This window comes from Pseudomonas sp. 3MAES_34.3B (genome assembly GCF_058145875.1).
In genome coordinates this window covers 3799995-3815987 of sequence record NZ_CM176960.1, presented here as the reverse complement: position 1 = coordinate 3815987, position 15993 = coordinate 3799995, and the positions used below count along the sequence as shown (strand labels likewise).

Here is a 15993-nt window from a genome sequence, read left to right as displayed (position 1 = left end):
TTTTTCCTTGCCTAGCCTTCGCTCGCCGACTTTCCGAACTCAATAGGCTGGGGCCGTTCGCGGCCCCGCTCTCTTTTATTGCCCTTAGCGGTCGTTTACGCCCGCGCTCATTCTGAAGGCTTGCGAGCATGTTGAAAGGCTACGGCGAGGTCATCCTCGAGGGGGTCGGCCTGACCCTGCAACTGGCGCTCTCGTCCATGGCGCTGGCCATCGTGCTGGGGCTGTTGGGTGCCGCGTTCCGCCTGTCGCCGGTGCGGGCGCTGGCCTGGCTGGGCGAACTGTATTCCACGGTGATCCGCGGCATTCCAGACCTGGTGCTGATCCTGCTGATCTTCTACGGCGGCCAGGACCTGATCAATCGCCTGGGCCCCCTGGTGGGCTATGACGATTACATCGACCTCAATCCGTTGCTCACCGGGGTATTCACCCTGGGGTTCATCTTCGGCGCGTACCTGTCCGAAACCTTCCGCGGCGCCTTCATGGGCATCCCCAAGGGCCAGGCTGAAGCCGGCATGGCCTACGGCATGAGCAGCCTGCAGATTTTCTACCGGGTGCTGGTGCCGCAAATGATCCGCCTGGCAATTCCGGGCTTCACCAACAATTGGCTGGTATTGACCAAGGCGACCGCGCTCATTTCCGTGGTGGGCTTGCAAGACATGATGTTCAAGGCCAAGCAGGCGGCGGACGCCACCCGTGAGCCCTTTACCTTCTACCTGGCCGTGGCGGCGCTGTACCTGGTGATCACCAGTGTTTCGCTGCTGCTGCTCAAATGGCTGGAGCGGCGTTACTCGGTTGGTGTAAGGACGGCAGAACTATGATCTTCGACTATACGGTGATCCAGGCCAACCTCCCGTTGTACCTGGCAGGCATGCTGGAAACCCTCAAGTTGCTGGCGATCTCCCTGGTGCTCGGGCTGCTGGCCGCGCTGCCGCTGGGGCTCATGCGGGTGTCGCGACGGCCCTGGGTGAATGCTCTCGCCTGGACGTACACCTACGTGATCCGCGGTACGCCCATGCTGGTGCAACTGTTCCTGATCTACTACGGCCTGGCGCAGTTCGCCGCCGTGCGTGAAAGCATATTGTGGCCATGGTTATCCAATGCCACCTTCTGCGCCTGCCTGGCCTTCGCCATTAATACCAGTGCCTACACGGCCGAGATCATCGCCGGCAGCCTGCGCGCCACGCCCCATGGCGAGATCGAAGCAGCGCGGGCCATGGGCATGTCGCGGGCCTTGATGTACCGGCGCATTCTGCTGCCGTCGGCCATGCGCCGCGCGCTGCCGCAGTACAGCAACGAAGTGATCATGATGCTGCAGACCACCAGCCTGGCCTCCATCGTCACCCTGATGGACATCACCGGCGCGGCCCGCACGGTCACGGCCCAGTATTACCTGCCGTTCGAAGCGTACATTACCGCGGGCGCCATCTACCTGGCCCTCACCTTCATCCTCGTGCGGCTGTTCAAGCTGGCCGAGCGGCGTTGGCTGGGCTACCTGGCGCCACGCAAGGGCTGACCGCGTTCATGGGCGGCGCGCTGCCCACCCTTATTTCAGAGAACACAGCATGAACAAACTCGAAGTACAGGACCTGCACAAGCGCTACGGTAGCCATGAAGTGCTCAAAGGCGTGAGCCTGGCAGCCAAGGCAGGCGATGTGATCAGCATCATCGGGTCCAGTGGCTCGGGCAAAAGCACCTTCCTGCGGTGCATCAACCTGCTGGAGCAGCCGTGGTCCGGGCAGATCCTGCTCAACAACGAAGCCCTCAAGCTGGTGCCCAACAAGGGCGGCGGCCTCAAGGCCGGTGACCCGAAGCAGTTGCAGCGCATGCGCGCCAGGCTGGCGATGGTGTTCCAGCACTTCAACCTGTGGTCCCACATGACCGCATTGCAGAACGTGATGGAGGCGCCGGTGCACGTGCTCGGGATGAGCAAGAAGGACGCCCAGGAAAAGGCAGAGCACTACCTGGCCAAAGTAGGGGTGACCCACCGCAAGGAGGCCTACCCCGGCCATATGTCCGGCGGCGAACAGCAGCGCGTGGCCATTGCGCGTGCGTTGGCAATGGAGCCGGAAGTGATGCTGTTCGACGAGCCCACTTCAGCGCTGGACCCCGAGCTGGTGGGTGACGTGCTGAAGGTGATGCAATCGCTGGCACAGGAAGGCCGCACCATGGTGGTGGTCACGCACGAAATGGGCTTTGCCCGGGAAGTGTCCAACCAGGTGGTGTTCCTCCACCAAGGGCTGGTCGAGGAGCGAGGCAACCCCCGTGAAGTGTTGGCCAACCCGCAGTCGGAGCGGCTGCGCCAGTTCCTCTCGGGTAGTCTTAAATGAGCGTATTTCGCGCCGCCCGGAATTTCATTGCGTGAGTGCTCACATGACTGCCCAGCGTATCGGCTTTCTCATCTGGCCTGGCACCAAGGCACTGACCCTGGCGCTGGCCGAGGAGGCCTTGACCGTCGCCCGCAAGGTGCATCCCGAGGTGCTGTACGAGCCATTGTTCCTCCAGGCCGAAGCACCATCGGCGGGGGGCTGGCAATTGCCGGGTGAACCCTGGGCCGGGCGCCTCGAAGGTTGTCAGAAGCTGTTCCTGGTGGCGGACGAACCGCCGGGTTCCATCGCGCCCGCGTTGTCCAGCGCGCTGAAACAGCTGGTACGCGGTGGGTGCGTGATCGGCGGCTTGTCCGCGGGCATTTATCCCCTCGCGCAACTTGGCTTGCTGGATGGCTACCGCGCCTCGGTGCATTGGCGCTGGCAAGACGATTTCAGTGAGCGTTTCCCCAAGGTGATTGCCACCAGCCACTTGTTCGACTGCGATCGTGATCGCCTCACCGCCTGCGGTGGCTTGGCCGTACTCGACCTGATGCTGGCCCTGCTGGCGCGCGACCACGGCGCCGAACTGGCAGGCGCGGTGTCGGAAGAACTGGTGGTGGAGCGCATTCGTGAAGGCGGCGAGCGCCAGCGCATACCCCTGCAAAACCGCCTCGGTTCCAGCCACCCCAAGCTCACCCAGGCGGTGCTGCTGATGGAAGCCAACATCGAGGAGCCGCTCACCACCGACGAAATCGCTCAGCACGTATGTGTGTCCCGGCGCCAGCTGGAGCGGATCTTCAAACAATACTTGAACCGGGTGCCGAGCCAGTACTACCTCGAGTTGCGCCTGAACAAGGCCCGGCAGATGCTGATGCAAACCAGCAAGTCGATCATCCAGATCGGCCTGTCGTGCGGCTTTTCCTCGGGGCCGCATTTCTCCAGCGCCTACCGCAACTTCTTCGGCGCCACCCCGCGCGAAGACCGCAACCAGCGCCGCGCCGGCAGCCCGTTCGAACTCGCCCCCGTTCCGGCAGAGCGCGGCTAGAAAAATGTGTTGGACCGGGCGCAGCTCGGGAATCCGGGGCCATTCGCCGGCTGCGCCGGCGCCTGCAAGTGTTTTAAACTGTCCCTATTTGTCGCATTGCTGAAAACCCCAGGATTTCGGGGGTTCTGGCTGTAACAAGTTGTCGCTTGGCGGCAAGGCCAAGGGCCAACCACTCCTTACAATCCTCCCATCGCCGGCCACTTTCAGGCCCGCGCTTCGCTTCAGGAGACGCTGATGTCCGCTGATCACGCCCAGGTGCAACGCACCGATTTCGACCAGGTAATGGTCCCCAACTATGCGCCGGCGGGTTTCATTCCCGTGCGTGGGGCAGGCTCTCGAGTCTGGGACCAGGCGGGTCGCGAGCTGATCGACTTCTCCGGCGGCATCGCGGTCAACGTGCTGGGCCATGCCCACCCTGCGTTGGTCGGTGCGCTTACCGAGCAAGCCAACAAGCTGTGGCATGTGTCCAACGTGTTCACCAACGAGCCGGCCCTGCGCCTGGCCAAAAAGCTGGTGGCTGCCACCTTTGCCGAGCGCGTGTTCTTCTGCAACTCGGGTGCGGAAGCCAACGAAGCCTGCTTCAAGCTGGCCCGTCGCGTGGCCCATGACACGTTCGGCCCGGAAAAATACGAGATCATCGCCGCGGTCAACAGCTTCCACGGGCGTACCCTGTTTACCGTGAGCGTGGGCGGCCAGCCCAAGTACTCCGACGGTTTCGGGCCAAAGATCGAAGGGATTACCCATATCCCCTACAACGACCTCGACGCGCTGAAAGCCGCGATCTCGGACAAGACCTGCGCCGTGGTGCTCGAGCCTATCCAGGGTGAGGGTGGCGTGTTGCCGGCCGACCGCGCTTACCTCGAAGGCGCCCGCGCCCTGTGCGACCAGCACAACGCGCTGCTGGTGTTCGACGAAGTGCAAAGCGGCATGGGGCGTAGCGGTTCGTTGTTCGCCTACATGCAGTACGGCGTCACCCCCGACATCCTTTCCAGCGCCAAGAGCCTGGGCGGCGGCTTCCCGATCGGCGCCATGCTGACCACCGAGAAACTGGCCCGCCACCTGAGCGTAGGCGTGCACGGCACTACCTACGGCGGCAACCCGCTGGCCTGCGCGGTGGCTGAAGCGGTGGTGGACGTGATCAATACTCCTGAAGTGCTGGAAGGCGTTCAGGTTCGCCACGAGCGCTTCGCCACCCGCCTGCGCGCCATCGGCGAACAGTACGGCGTGTTCACCGAAGTGCGTGGCATGGGCCTGCTGATCGGCTGTGTGCTGAGCGAACAGTGCAAGGGCAAGGCGAAGGAATTCTTCAACGCCGCCGAGCGCAACGACCTGATGATTCTGCAGGCCGGCCCGGACGTGGTCCGCTTCGCCCCCAGCCTGGTGATCGACATCGCTGACATCGACGAAGGCCTCGACCGCTTCGAGCGCGCTGTCGCCCAGCTGACCCAGGCCTGACGGCTGACCGGCGGGGCCGTGCGCCCCGCCTTTAATTTATTGATTCAAAGGAGTGGCACCATGCTCGTGATGCGCCCTGCGCAAATGGCTGACCTGGACGAGGTGCAACGGCTCGCCGCAGACAGCCCGATTGGTGTCACTTCCCTGCCCGACGACCTGGAGCGCCTGCGCGACAAGATCGTTGCGTCGCAAGCCTCCTTTGCCGCCGAAGTCAGCTTCAACGGTGAAGAGAGCTATTTCTTCGTGCTGGAAGACACCGCTCGCGGCACTTTGGTAGGTTGCTCGGCCATCGTTGCGTCGGCCGGTTACTCCGAGCCGTTCTACAGTTTCCGTAATGAAACCTTCGTTCACGCCTCTCGCGAACTGAAGATCCACAACAAGATTCATGTGCTGTCCCAGTGCCATGACCTGACGGGTAACAGCCTGCTCACCAGCTTCTATGTGCTGCCGGAACTGGTGGCCACGCCCTGGGCCGAGCTCAACTCGCGTGCGCGCCTGCTGTTCATGGCCAACCACCCGGAGCGTTTCGCCGATTCCGTGGTGACTGAAATCGTTGGCTACAGCGACGAACACGGCGACTCGCCGTTCTGGGACGCCATCGGCCGTAATTTCTTCGATATCAACTACGCGGCGGCAGAGCGCTTGTGCGGTTTGAAAAGCCGTACCTTCCTGGCCGAATTGATGCCTCACTACCCGATCTACGTGCCGCTGCTGCCGGACGCCGCCCAGGAAGCCATGGGCCAGGTGCACCCAAGGGCACAGATCACCTTCGACATCCTCATGCGCGAAGGCTTCGAAACCGAGCACTACATCGACATCTTCGACGGCGGGCCGACCCTGCACGCCCGAACCTCCAACATCCGCTCGATTGCCAGCAGCCGCGTGGTGCCTGTGAAGGTAGATGAAAACGCTGGCAAGGGCGGGCGCCCGTACCTGGTAGCCAACTGTCATTTGCAGGACTATCGCGCCGCGTTGCTGGAGCTGGACTGGGCGCCGGGCAAGCCTTTGAGCCTGCCGGCGGCCGTGGCCGAACGCCTCGGCGTGGCCGATGGCGCCAGCGTGCGCGTAGTGGCCGTGTAAAACAGCAGGGTTGGTTGCCTGGCTACGTCAGGCTGAGCATCGCGGCGCACTTGGCGGCCGCTCGAGGAGTACACATGATTGTTCGTCCCGTACGCAGCAGCGACCTGAGCGCGCTGATCGACCTGGCTCGCGGCACTGGCCCGGGCCTGACGACCCTGCCTGCCAACGAGGAGCGCCTGGCCCACCGAGTGGACTGGGCGCAGAAGACCTTCCGCGGCGAGGCCGAGCGGGGCGATACCGATTACCTGTTCGTGCTGGAAACCGATGACGGCACCGTGGTGGGCACCTCCGCCATTGCTGGCGCGGTAGGGCAGCGCGAACCCTGGTACAACTACCGCGTGGGCCTGACCGTCAGTGCCTCGAAAGAGCTGAACATTTACCGGGAAATTCCCACCTTGTTCCTGGCGAATGACCTTACGGGCAACTCCGAGCTGTGCTCGCTGTTCCTGCGTGACGACATGCGCAATGGCCTGAATGGCCGCCTGCTGGCCAAGGCACGGCTGCTGTTCATGGCCGAATTCACCGGCCTGTTCGGCAACAAGGTGATCGCCGAGCTGCGAGGCATCTCCGATCAGGCGGGGCGCTCGCCGTTCTGGGAAAGCCTGGGTCGGTATTTCTTCAAGATGGAATTCAGCCAGGCCGACTACCTCACCGGCGTAGGTAACCGCGCATTTATCGCCGAGTTGATGCCCAAGTTTCCGCTCTATACCTGTTTCCTTTCCGAAGCCGCCCGCGAGGTGATCGGCAAGGTGCACCCGGACACCGAGCCGGCGCTTTCCATGCTGCGCGCCGAGGGCTTCAACTACCAAGGGTACGTGGACATCTTCGACGCCGGCCCGGCCGTGGAATGCGAAGTGGCGAAAATACGCGCCGTGCAGGAGAGCAAAAGCCTGGTGCTGGCCGTCGGCACGCCGGGCGACGATGCTCCTGTGTATCTGATCCACAACCGCCAGCTGGAGCATTGCCGCATCACCGCGGCCCCGGCGCGCCTGGCCGCCGGCACCCTGGTGGTCGACCCGCTCACCGCCCGCCGTTTGCGCCTGCATGCGGGCGATCAGGTACGCGCGGTCACGTTGTCACCCAATGCGGCTCTGGAGGGCCAGCCATGACTACTTTGTTCATCAACGGGCAATGGCTCGCGGGCGAAGGCGAAGCCTTCCAGTCGCTTGATCCGGTCAGCCAGCGTGTGCTCTGGGAAGGGCAAGCCGCTTCGGCCGCGCAAGTGAAATCGGCCGTGGCCGCCGCGCGCCAGGCCTTCACGCAGTGGGCAATGCTGCCGCTGGAAACCCGCATCGGCTATTTGCAGGCCTTTGCCGAGCGGCTCAAAGCCTCCAGTGACCCATTGGCCCGCTGCATCGGTGAAGAAACCGGTAAGCCGCTGTGGGAAGCCGCCACGGAAGTGACCAGCATGGTCAACAAGGTGGCGATCTCGATTCAGGCGTACGAGGAGCGTACCGGCGAAAAGCACGGCGTGCTGGGCGATGCCAAGGCTGTGCTGCGCCACAAACCCCACGGCGTGGTGGCGGTGTTCGGCCCTTACAACTTCCCTGGCCACCTGCCCAATGGCCACATCGTGCCAGCGCTGTTGGCCGGTAATACCGTGGTGTTCAAGCCCAGCGAGCTTACGCCCGCAGTGGCAGCGCTCACGGTCAAGTGCTGGGAAGAGGCAGGGCTGCCTGAGGGCGTGCTCAACCTGGTGCAAGGTGCCCGCGACACCGGTGTGGCCTTGGCGGACGCGGACATCGACGGCGTGTTCTTCACAGGCTCCAGCCGCACCGGCAACCACCTGCATGCCTTGTTCGCCGGCCGCCCCGAAAAAATCCTCGCGCTGGAAATGGGCGGCAACAACCCGTTGGTGGTAGACGAGGTGGAGGACCTGGACGCAGCCGTTTACACCATCGTGCAATCGGCCTTCATTTCCGCTGGCCAGCGTTGCACATGCGCCCGGCGCCTGCTGGTGCCAGCGGGCGAGTGGGGTGATCGCCTGCTGGACCGATTGGTGGAAGTGGCCCGTGGCATTCGCGTGGGCGCCTTCGACGCGCAGCCCGCGCCGTTCATGGGCTCGGTGGTTTCGCTCGGGGCTGCCCAGGCGCTGATGACCGCCCAGGCAGGCTTGCTGGCCAACGGCGGGCAGTCCCTGTTACCGATGACCCAGCCCAACCCCGGCGCGGCCCTGCTGACGCCCGGCCTGATCGACGTGACCGCCGTGGCCGAGCGCTCGGACGAAGAATTGTTTGGCCCGCTGCTGCAGGTGGTGCGCTACCAGAGCTTCGATGGCGCGATCGCCGAAGCCAACCACACGCGCTACGGCTTGGCCGCTGGCCTGCTGTCCGATTCCGCCGAGCGTTACCAGCACTTCTGGCTGCACAGCCGCGCTGGCATCGTGAACTGGAACAAGCAACTGACCGGCGCCGCCAGCAGTGCGCCGTTCGGTGGGGTAGGCGCCTCGGGCAATCACCGCGCCAGCGCGTACTACGCGGCTGATTATTGCGCCTTCCCGGTGGCCTCCCTGGAGGCGGAACGGGTAAGCCTGCCGGCCACCCTTACGCCGGGTGTGACGCTGTAAAGCTTGAGCGGCAAGCAGCAAGCAGCAAGCAGAAGCAAAAGCAAAAGCAAAAGTAGTAAGCCATAAGACATTTAGCGGGAGCCGGGCCAATGAAAGCGTTTGAAGTCAACTTTGACGGGCTGGTGGGGCCTACCCACAACTATGGCGGCTTGTCTTATGGCAACGTTGCTTCGCAGAGCAATAGCCAGGCGCAGTCCAACCCGCGGGAAGCCGCGCGGCAGGGGTTGGCGAAGATGAAAGCCTTGAGCGACATGGGCTTTGTGCAGGGCGTGCTGGCGCCACAAGAGCGGCCGGATGTGGCTGGCCTGCGCCGCCTGGGGTTCGCCGGCAGCGACGCTGAAGTGATCGCCGCCGCTGCCCGTGATGCCATGCCGATTCTCGCAGCCAGTTGCTCGGCGTCGAGCATGTGGGTGGCCAACGCTGCTACCGTGAGCCCTAGCGCCGACACTGCCGACAGCCGGGTGCACTTCACTGCGGCCAACCTCAACTGCAAGTACCACCGCAGTATCGAACACCCCACCACCAGCCGGGTGCTGGCCGCCATGTTCGCGGCCCCTGCCCATTTCGCCCACCACGCCGCGCTGCCTGCGGTGGCTCAGTTCGGTGACGAAGGCGCGGCGAACCACACCCGGTTCTGCAAGGACTATGGCGCGCCGGGGGTTGAGTTTTTCGTGTACGGCCGTGCGGCCTTCGATAGCCGCCCCTCGCCACAGCGCTACCCGGCGCGGCAAACCCTCGAAGCTTCCCAAGCGGTGGCGCGCTTGCATGGGCTGAGCGAGGCCGGGACGGTATATGCACAGCAGAACCCGGCAGTGATCGACCAAGGCGTGTTCCACAACGATGTGATCGCGGTGGGCAACGGCGAGGTACTGTTCCATCACCAGGACGCTTTCCTGGAGACCGAGCAGGTGCTGGGCGAGCTGGCGATGAAACTGAGCCAGCGGGGCGGGCATTTTCAGTCCATCAGCGTGCCCCGCGATCAGGTAAGCGTGGAGGACGCTGTACGCTCCTACCTGTTCAACAGCCAGCTGCTTACCCGCGCCGACGGCCGCATGCTGTTGATCGTGCCAGAAGAATGCCGAGCCAACCCGCGGGTATGGGATTACCTGCAGGCGCTCACGGCTGGCAACGGCCCGATTGCCCAGGTTCAGGTGTTCGACCTCAAGCAGAGCATGCAGAACGGCGGCGGCCCGGCTTGCCTGCGCCTGCGCGTGGCCCTCAACGAACGAGAACTGGCGGCGGTGAACCCAGGGGTTATCATGACGGCCAGCCTGTACGAGCGGCTGACCCAGTGGGTGGACCGCCACTACCGCGATCGCCTGAGCGATGCGGACCTGGCTGATCCACAATTGCTGGTAGAGTGCCGTACAGCGCTGGATGAACTCACCGGGCTGCTGCAGCTCGGCTCGGTTTATCCATTCCAACTCAATTGAAGGGAACCCCACTATGTCAGATGCCCTGCGGCTGATCCTCGAAGACGACGACGGCACTCAGCTTGAAACCTCCTGCACCCGCCTGGCGGTGATGTGGCAAGGCAAGGAACTCTGGATTCAAATCGGCGGCAACGACCAGCTGTTGATCGGCGTGGATGTGGATGAAGGCGATACCGAGTACGCCAACCTGCTGATGCGCCCGATGGCCACCAACCTGGTAAGCCTGCAGCTGGAAATGGAACCTGCCGAACTGGCTGATGAAGAAGACGGCCACGTGCATGGCCCCGACTGCGGCCACCACCACTGACCCTGGCCGGGAGCCCGCCTATGCTGTCGCTTGGAAAACTGCTGGAACTCACCCTGGCCGACCGTGAGCCGGCGCAGAAGACTCAGATGACGGTAAGCGGCACCTGCCTGCGCTGGCTCGCGCCAGGCGCGCTGGAAGTGCGCCCTCATGCGGACCGCGACAATGGCCTGGACCTGCTGCTGTCGGCGGGCATCCACGGCAACGAAACCGCGCCCATCGAGCTTCTGGATTCACTGATTCACGCCATCGCGCGTAATGAGCTGCAGCCCCGGGCGCGGTTGCTCTTCCTTTTCGGTAACCCGGAGGCCATCCGGCGCGGTGAGCGCTATGTGGAGCAGGACGTGAATCGCCTGTTCAACGGCCGCCATGAGCTGTCCAGCGGCTTTGAGGCCATGCGTGCCTGTGAGCTGGAGCGGCTGGCCGCCAGCTTCTTCAGCCGCCCGGACCGCCAGCGGCTGCACTACGACCTGCATACCGCCATCCGTGGCTCGCGCATCGAACAGTTTGCGCTTTACCCGTGGAAGGAAGGCCGTGAGCACTCGCGGCTTGAACTGGCACGCCTGCGCCAAGCGGGGATGGAAGCCGTACTGCTGCAGAATCGCCCGGCAATCACCTTCAGTGCCTACACCTATGAAACCTTGGGGGCCGAGGCCTTTACACTGGAGCTGGGCAAGGCCCGCCCGTTCGGCCAGAACGCCGGGGTAAACCTGACACGGCTGGATGCATGCTTGCGTGGGTTGATCGAGGGCAGCGATGGTATGGCCGACGGTGACGATCTCACCGGGCTACAGCTGTTCAGCGTGTCCCGCGAAATCATCAAGCACAGCGATAGCTTCCAGCTTCACCTGCCCGGTGACGTGGAAAACTTTTCCGAGTTGCCCACCGGTTACCTTCTGGCCGAAGACGAAGGCACGCGATGGGTGATCGAGGAGGAGGGCGCCCGGATCATCTTCCCCAACCCCAAGGTGCGCAATGGCCTGCGGGCAGGCATTGTGATCGTGCCCTGTGGGAAGCAGCTGTCTTAGCGGTTTGCTTAAGCCCTTATTCGCGAGCTTCGCCTCCGGCTCCGCCCTGCTCCCGCAGGATTCAACCATCCCCTGAAAGAGCTCGCTCTCCTGGGGGGGGCGGGCGGAGCTCGCGAATAGGCAATAAATCTTTCGCGAGCTAATGCCGGATGGCTGGCCCCGCCGCTTCCAGACGGTTTTAAGGGGGTTACCCCGCAATCATGCCTTTGAGGTCACGCACCTTCGTCAGCGTATCCACGCACGCCCGCGCCGCTTCGAGGCCCTTCACATGGAAATGCCGGAAGAAGTAATCATGGTGTTCCCTGCCTTCATGGAAGTGGTGCGGGGTAAGCACTACCGAAAACACCGGCACTTCAGTGTCCAGCTGTACGCGCATCATCCCGTCGATCACCGCCGGTGCCACGAAGTCATGGCGGTAGATGCCGCCGTCCACCACCAGCGCGGCGCCGACAATGCCGACGTAGCGGCCGGAACGCGCCAGCAGCTTGGCGTGCAGAGGGATTTCATAGGCGCCGGCAACTTCGAAGAAGTCCACTTGATCGGCGCTCACGCCAAGCGTGGCGAGGCCTTCGATAAAGCCCAGGCGGCTCTGGTCCACAATATCCTTGTGCCAGCTGGCCTGGATGAAGGCGATGCGCGAAGCGGATTGGTTTTGCATGATGACTCTCCTGTTCATTGGCAATAAACAGGGCACACGAGTGAAAGGAGCGCGCAGGCACCCCGTTCTCTCTTTATCCGGACTATACCGTCGGCCCCGGAATCACACCGGGTCTGCTGACCTCGCCGAAACGAGCGCTCGCGGGCTAGGCTATGCCATTACCGCCGGTGGGGAATCGCACCCCGCCCTGAGAACGTTGCCGCGTGTGGCGGCGCGGCATTATTAACACAGCCAGGTATGCAGGGGGAATCCTTCCCTGCGTGGCGTGTTAGATTTTTTCATTAGGGCGCTATTCCCTCGCGCCCGCTCAAGGAGAGGCCTGATGACCCCGATCGACCTGCGCAGCGATACCGTGACCCGCCCCTCTTCGGGCATGCTCCAGGCCATGGCGCGCGCCGAAACCGGTGACGACGTTTATGGTGAGGACCCTACCGTCGCACGCCTGCAAGCGCGGCTGGCCGAAGAGCTGGGCTTCGAAGCAGGCCTGTTCGTACCGAGCGGCACCATGAGCAACCTGTTGGGGCTGATGGCTCATTGCGAGCGAGGGGATGAATACATCGTGGGCCAACAAGCCCATACCTATAAATACGAAGGTGGCGGTGCGGCGGTATTGGGGTCCATCCAGCCGCAGCCGCTGGAAAACCAGAGCGACGGGTCGCTGGATCTGGATCAGGTAATCGCTGCCATCAAGCCCGACGACTTCCACTTCGCCCGCACTCGGCTGCTGGCGCTGGAAAACACCATGCAGGGCAAGGTGCTGCCGCTGGATTACCTGGCGCGCGCCAAGGCGCTGTGCACGGAGCGCGGCCTGGGCTTGCATCTCGATGGCGCTCGGCTGTTCAATGCCGCGGTCGCTCAGGGCGTGGCGCCAGGTGAGATCAGCGGGCATTTCGATTCAGTGTCCATCTGCCTGTCCAAAGGCCTCGGCGCTCCCGTGGGCTCCGTGCTGTGCGGCGACCGGGCACTGATTGCCCGCGCCACGCGCTGGCGCAAGGTTGTTGGCGGTGGCATGCGCCAGGCCGGCCTTCTGGCCGCAGCGGGCTTGTATGCGCTGGACCATCACGTGGCGCGCCTGGCAGACGACCATGCCAATGCCCGCCGCCTCGCCGAAGGGCTTGGCGCACTCGGCTACCCCGTAGAGCCCGTGCAGACCAACATGGTGTATGTACAGGTCGGCCCGGCTGCGGCGGCGTTGCGGGACTACGCGGCAGGGCAGGGTGTACGCCTGACAGCCAGCCCACGCTTGCGCCTGGTCACGCATCTTGATGTGGACGCGCGTCAGATCGACCAGGTGATTGAGGTGTTCGCCGGCTTCGCACGCCAAACCGGATACGAATCGTCCAATTGATGGACTCAATCGTACAAACACACTGTACCCTGACGGCGGGGCCGATATAATGCGGCCCTTTGCCGTCGTTTCGACGCCAAGCCTGTGCCTCTGGCCGCTGTCTCCGTGGAAGAACCTATGAAAAGCGCAGAAATCCGTGAAGCCTTCCTCCGCTTCTTCGAAGAGCAAGGCCACACCCGTGTAGCCTCAAGCTCTCTGATCCCCGCCAACGATCCGACCCTGCTGTTCACCAACGCCGGGATGAACCAATTCAAGGACTGCTTCCTCGGCCAGGAAAAGCGCGCCTACACCCGCGCGGTGAGCAGCCAGAAGTGCGTGCGCGCCGGCGGCAAGCATAACGACCTCGAAAACGTGGGCTACACCGCACGCCACCACACGTTCTTCGAAATGCTGGGCAACTTCAGCTTCGGTGATTACTTCAAGCGTGACGCCATCACCTTCGCCTGGACCTTCCTCACTTCGGAAAAATGGCTGAACCTGCCCAAGGAAAAGCTGTGGGTTACCGTTTACGCCAGCGATGACGAAGCCTACGACATCTGGACGAAGGAAGTGGGCGTGCCGGCCGAGCGCATGGTGCGCATTGGCGACAACAAAGGTGCCCCGTACGCTTCGGACAACTTCTGGACCATGGGCGATACCGGCCCTTGCGGCCCTTGCACCGAGATCTTCTACGATCACGGCGCGGACATCTGGGGCGGCCCACCCGGCTCCCCGGAAGAAGACGGCGACCGTTACATCGAGATCTGGAACAACGTGTTCATGCAGTTCAACCGCACCGCCGATGGCGTGTTGCATCCTCTCCCAGCGCCGTCGGTAGACACCGGCATGGGCCTGGAGCGGATCAGCGCGGTGCTGCAGCACGTGCATTCGAACTACGAGATCGACCTGTTCCAGCACCTGCTGCACGCGTCTGCCGAGGCCATCGGCTGCGGCAACGAGGGCCAGCCGTCGCTCAAGGTAGTGGCTGACCACATTCGTTCCTGTGGCTTCCTGATCGCCGACGGTGTGTTGCCTTCCAATGAAGGCCGCGGCTACGTGCTGCGCCGGATCATTCGACGCGCCTGCCGCCACGGCAACAAGCTGGGCGCGCGCGGGGCGTTCTTCCACCGCATCGTCGCCGCCCTCGTCACCGAGATGGGCGAAGCCTTCCCCGAACTGAAAAACCAGCAGGCGCATATCGAGCGCGTGCTCAAGGGCGAGGAAGAGCAGTTCGCCAAAACGCTTGAGCAGGGCCTGAAAATCCTCGAGCAGGACCTGGCCGAGCTCAAGGGCGACGTAGTGCCCGGCGATGTGATCTTCAAACTGTACGACACCTACGGCTTCCCGATGGACCTCACCGGCGACATCGCCCGTGAGCGCAACCTCACCCTGGACGAAGCCGGCTTCGAACGCGAAATGGACGCCCAGCGCGAGCGCGCCCGGTCGGCCAGCGCGTTCGGCCTGGACTACAACAGCCTGGTGAAGGTCGAGGAAGACACGCAGTTCCTGGGTTACACCACCCACGACGGCGAAGGCAAAATTGTAGCGCTCTATAAAGATGGGCAGTCGGTACAGGAACTGGCCGAAGGCGAGGAGGGGGTTGTCATTCTCGACCGCACGCCGTTCTACGCCGAATCCGGTGGCCAAGTGGGCGACCGCGGTACGCTGCAGGGTAGCAACAGCCGCTTCCAGGTAAGCGACACCACCAAGTCGGGCGGGGCATTCCTGCATCACGGCCTCGTTGCATTGGGCAGCTTGAAGGTCGGCGAAACAGTGCAGGCCCAGGTTGAAGGCGACCTGCAACAGGCCACCTCGCTGAACCACTCGGCTACCCACTTGCTGCATGCCGCGCTGCGCGAAATCCTTGGCGATCACGTCCAGCAGAAAGGCTCTCTGGTCGATAGCCAGCGGCTGCGTTTCGACTTCAGCCACTTCGAGCCGATCAAGCCCGAACAGATCAAGGCGCTGGAAGATATCGTCAACCGGGAGATTCGTCGCAACACGCCGGTGCAGATCGAAGAGATGGACATCGAGAGCGCCAAGCAGAAAGGCGCCATGGCCCTGTTCGGTGAGAAATACGGCGAGCGCGTGCGCGTACTCACCATGGGCGGCGACTTCTCGGTGGAGTTGTGTGGCGGGATTCACGCCAAGCGCACCGGCGACATTGCACTGTTCAAGATCACCAGCGAAAGCGGCGTGGCCTCGGGCGTGCGCCGTATCGAAGCGGTGACCGGCGCAACCGCGCTGGCCCTGCTCAACAACGCTGAAGAACAAGTGAAGGAAGCCGCGTCGCTGCTCAAGGGCAGCCGTGAAAACGTACTCGACAAGCTGCAAGCCGTGCTGGAGCGCAACCGCCAACTCGAGAAGCAGCTGGAGCAACTGCAGGCAAAAGCTGCCAGCGCCGCGGGCAATGACCTGCTGGCTGGCGCTGTGGACGTGAAAGGCGTGAAGGTGCTGGCCGCGCGCCTGGATGGCGTGGACGGCAAGGGCTTGCTGGCCCTGGTCGACCAGCTCAAGAACAAACTGGGCGAAGGCGTGATCCTGCTCGGTGGCGTGCACGATGAAAAAGTAGTGCTGGTTGCCGGTGTCACTAAAGCCTTGTCGGCGCGCGTGAAAGCGGGCGATCTGATGAAGCAGGCCGCGGCGGCAGTTGGCGGCAAGGGCGGCGGCCGGCCGGACATGGCTCAGGGCGGCGGCGTGGATGTCGCAGCCCTTGACCAGGCCCTGGCACTGGCTGTGCCATTCGCCGAAGGTGGGCTGTAATCCCGGCGGCATGCGCCACGGCCCGGCC

The 15993-nt window shown here is 63.5% G+C and carries 14 protein-coding genes and 1 riboswitch; of the genes, 13 read left to right on the top strand and 1 reads right to left on the bottom strand.

Annotated features, from left to right (window positions below; translation table 11 throughout):
* Window positions 1-128: 128 nt before the first annotated feature.
* From AC3Z8Y_RS16865 to astE, 11 genes are all read left to right on the top strand, one after another.
* Window positions 129-818 (top strand): ABC transporter permease, encoded by a 690-nt coding sequence (locus AC3Z8Y_RS16865; RefSeq protein ID WP_181111702.1) that lies wholly within the window; start codon window positions 129-131, stop codon window positions 816-818.
* Window positions 815-1513 carry an ABC transporter permease gene (locus AC3Z8Y_RS16860; RefSeq protein WP_181111703.1) on the top strand — a complete coding sequence of 233 codons (699 nt, stop codon included), beginning with the start codon at window positions 815-817 and terminating at the stop codon, window positions 1511-1513. Before AC3Z8Y_RS16865 ends, AC3Z8Y_RS16860 begins: the two co-directional genes overlap by 4 nt.
* Before the next feature lie 49 nt (window positions 1514-1562).
* Window positions 1563-2327 (top strand): ABC transporter ATP-binding protein, encoded by a 765-nt coding sequence (locus AC3Z8Y_RS16855; RefSeq protein WP_490086799.1) that lies wholly within the window; start codon window positions 1563-1565, stop codon window positions 2325-2327.
* Window positions 2328-2370: 43 nt separating this feature from the next.
* On the top strand, window positions 2371-3351 hold the full coding sequence (gene argR / locus AC3Z8Y_RS16850) for a transcriptional regulator ArgR (RefSeq protein WP_490086798.1): 981 nt from the start codon (window positions 2371-2373) through the stop codon (window positions 3349-3351).
* Window positions 3352-3585: 234 nt separating this feature from the next.
* Window positions 3586-4806 carry an aspartate aminotransferase family protein gene (locus AC3Z8Y_RS16845; RefSeq protein ID WP_490086797.1) on the top strand — a complete coding sequence of 407 codons (1221 nt, stop codon included), beginning with the start codon at window positions 3586-3588 and terminating at the stop codon, window positions 4804-4806.
* A 60-nt stretch (window positions 4807-4866) separates the two neighbouring features.
* Entirely contained in the window at window positions 4867-5886 is a 1020-nt protein-coding gene (gene aruF / locus AC3Z8Y_RS16840; RefSeq protein ID WP_490086796.1) for an arginine/ornithine succinyltransferase subunit alpha, read from the top strand.
* Between the two features lie 74 nt (window positions 5887-5960).
* Window positions 5961-6995 (top strand): arginine N-succinyltransferase, encoded by a 1035-nt coding sequence (gene astA, locus AC3Z8Y_RS16835; RefSeq protein WP_490086795.1) that lies wholly within the window; start codon window positions 5961-5963, stop codon window positions 6993-6995.
* Window positions 6992-8452 carry a succinylglutamate-semialdehyde dehydrogenase gene (gene astD / locus AC3Z8Y_RS16830; protein ID WP_490086794.1) on the top strand — a complete coding sequence of 487 codons (1461 nt, stop codon included), beginning with the start codon at window positions 6992-6994 and terminating at the stop codon, window positions 8450-8452. The genes astA and astD overlap by 4 nt, the downstream gene beginning before the upstream one ends.
* Window positions 8453-8541: 89 nt before the next feature.
* On the top strand, window positions 8542-9885 hold the full coding sequence (astB, locus tag AC3Z8Y_RS16825) for an N-succinylarginine dihydrolase (RefSeq protein WP_490086793.1): 1344 nt from the start codon (window positions 8542-8544) through the stop codon (window positions 9883-9885).
* 13 nt (window positions 9886-9898) lie between these two features.
* Window positions 9899-10192, top strand: coding sequence for a topoisomerase II (locus tag AC3Z8Y_RS16820; protein ID WP_181111711.1), 294 nt, complete (start codon window positions 9899-9901; stop codon window positions 10190-10192).
* Window positions 10193-10212: 20 nt separating this feature from the next.
* Window positions 10213-11217, top strand: a complete 1005-nt coding sequence (astE, locus tag AC3Z8Y_RS16815; protein WP_490086792.1) for a succinylglutamate desuccinylase — start codon at window positions 10213-10215, stop codon at window positions 11215-11217.
* Window positions 11218-11404: 187 nt separating this feature from the next.
* On the opposite strand, the gene AC3Z8Y_RS16810 is transcribed toward astE, so the two are convergent.
* Window positions 11405-11893 (bottom strand): 6,7-dimethyl-8-ribityllumazine synthase, encoded by a 489-nt coding sequence (locus AC3Z8Y_RS16810; protein WP_490086791.1) that lies wholly within the window; start codon window positions 11891-11893, stop codon window positions 11405-11407.
* Between the two features lie 42 nt (window positions 11894-11935).
* A riboswitch (FMN riboswitch) is annotated at window positions 11936-12074 on the bottom strand.
* Window positions 12075-12197: 123 nt separating this feature from the next.
* On the opposite strand from AC3Z8Y_RS16810, the gene ltaE reads away from it, so the two are divergent.
* A complete protein-coding gene (gene ltaE, locus AC3Z8Y_RS16805) occupies window positions 12198-13223 on the top strand; it encodes a low-specificity L-threonine aldolase (RefSeq protein WP_490086790.1) in 1026 nt (341 codons plus the stop codon).
* Window positions 13224-13340: 117 nt separating this feature from the next.
* A complete protein-coding gene (gene alaS, locus AC3Z8Y_RS16800) occupies window positions 13341-15965 on the top strand; it encodes an alanine--tRNA ligase (RefSeq protein WP_490086789.1) in 2625 nt (874 codons plus the stop codon).
* Window positions 15966-15993 lie beyond the last annotated feature (28 nt).

Coding starts and splice junctions, on each gene's coding strand:
- AC3Z8Y_RS16865 (WP_181111702.1), top strand. CDS start 129: ATGTTGAAAGGCTACGGCGAGGTCATCCTCGAGGGGGTCGGCCTGACC.
- AC3Z8Y_RS16860 (WP_181111703.1), top strand. CDS start 815: ATGATCTTCGACTATACGGTGATCCAGGCCAACCTCCCGTTGTACCTG.
- AC3Z8Y_RS16855 (WP_490086799.1), top strand. CDS start 1,563: ATGAACAAACTCGAAGTACAGGACCTGCACAAGCGCTACGGTAGCCAT.
- argR (WP_490086798.1), top strand. CDS start 2,371: ATGACTGCCCAGCGTATCGGCTTTCTCATCTGGCCTGGCACCAAGGCA.
- AC3Z8Y_RS16845 (WP_490086797.1), top strand. CDS start 3,586: ATGTCCGCTGATCACGCCCAGGTGCAACGCACCGATTTCGACCAGGTA.
- aruF (WP_490086796.1), top strand. CDS start 4,867: ATGCTCGTGATGCGCCCTGCGCAAATGGCTGACCTGGACGAGGTGCAA.
- astA (WP_490086795.1), top strand. CDS start 5,961: ATGATTGTTCGTCCCGTACGCAGCAGCGACCTGAGCGCGCTGATCGAC.
- astD (WP_490086794.1), top strand. CDS start 6,992: ATGACTACTTTGTTCATCAACGGGCAATGGCTCGCGGGCGAAGGCGAA.
- astB (WP_490086793.1), top strand. CDS start 8,542: ATGAAAGCGTTTGAAGTCAACTTTGACGGGCTGGTGGGGCCTACCCAC.
- AC3Z8Y_RS16820 (WP_181111711.1), top strand. CDS start 9,899: ATGTCAGATGCCCTGCGGCTGATCCTCGAAGACGACGACGGCACTCAG.
- astE (WP_490086792.1), top strand. CDS start 10,213: ATGCTGTCGCTTGGAAAACTGCTGGAACTCACCCTGGCCGACCGTGAG.
- AC3Z8Y_RS16810 (WP_490086791.1), bottom strand. CDS start 11,893: ATGAACAGGAGAGTCATCATGCAAAACCAATCCGCTTCGCGCATCGCC.
- ltaE (WP_490086790.1), top strand. CDS start 12,198: ATGACCCCGATCGACCTGCGCAGCGATACCGTGACCCGCCCCTCTTCG.
- alaS (WP_490086789.1), top strand. CDS start 13,341: ATGAAAAGCGCAGAAATCCGTGAAGCCTTCCTCCGCTTCTTCGAAGAG.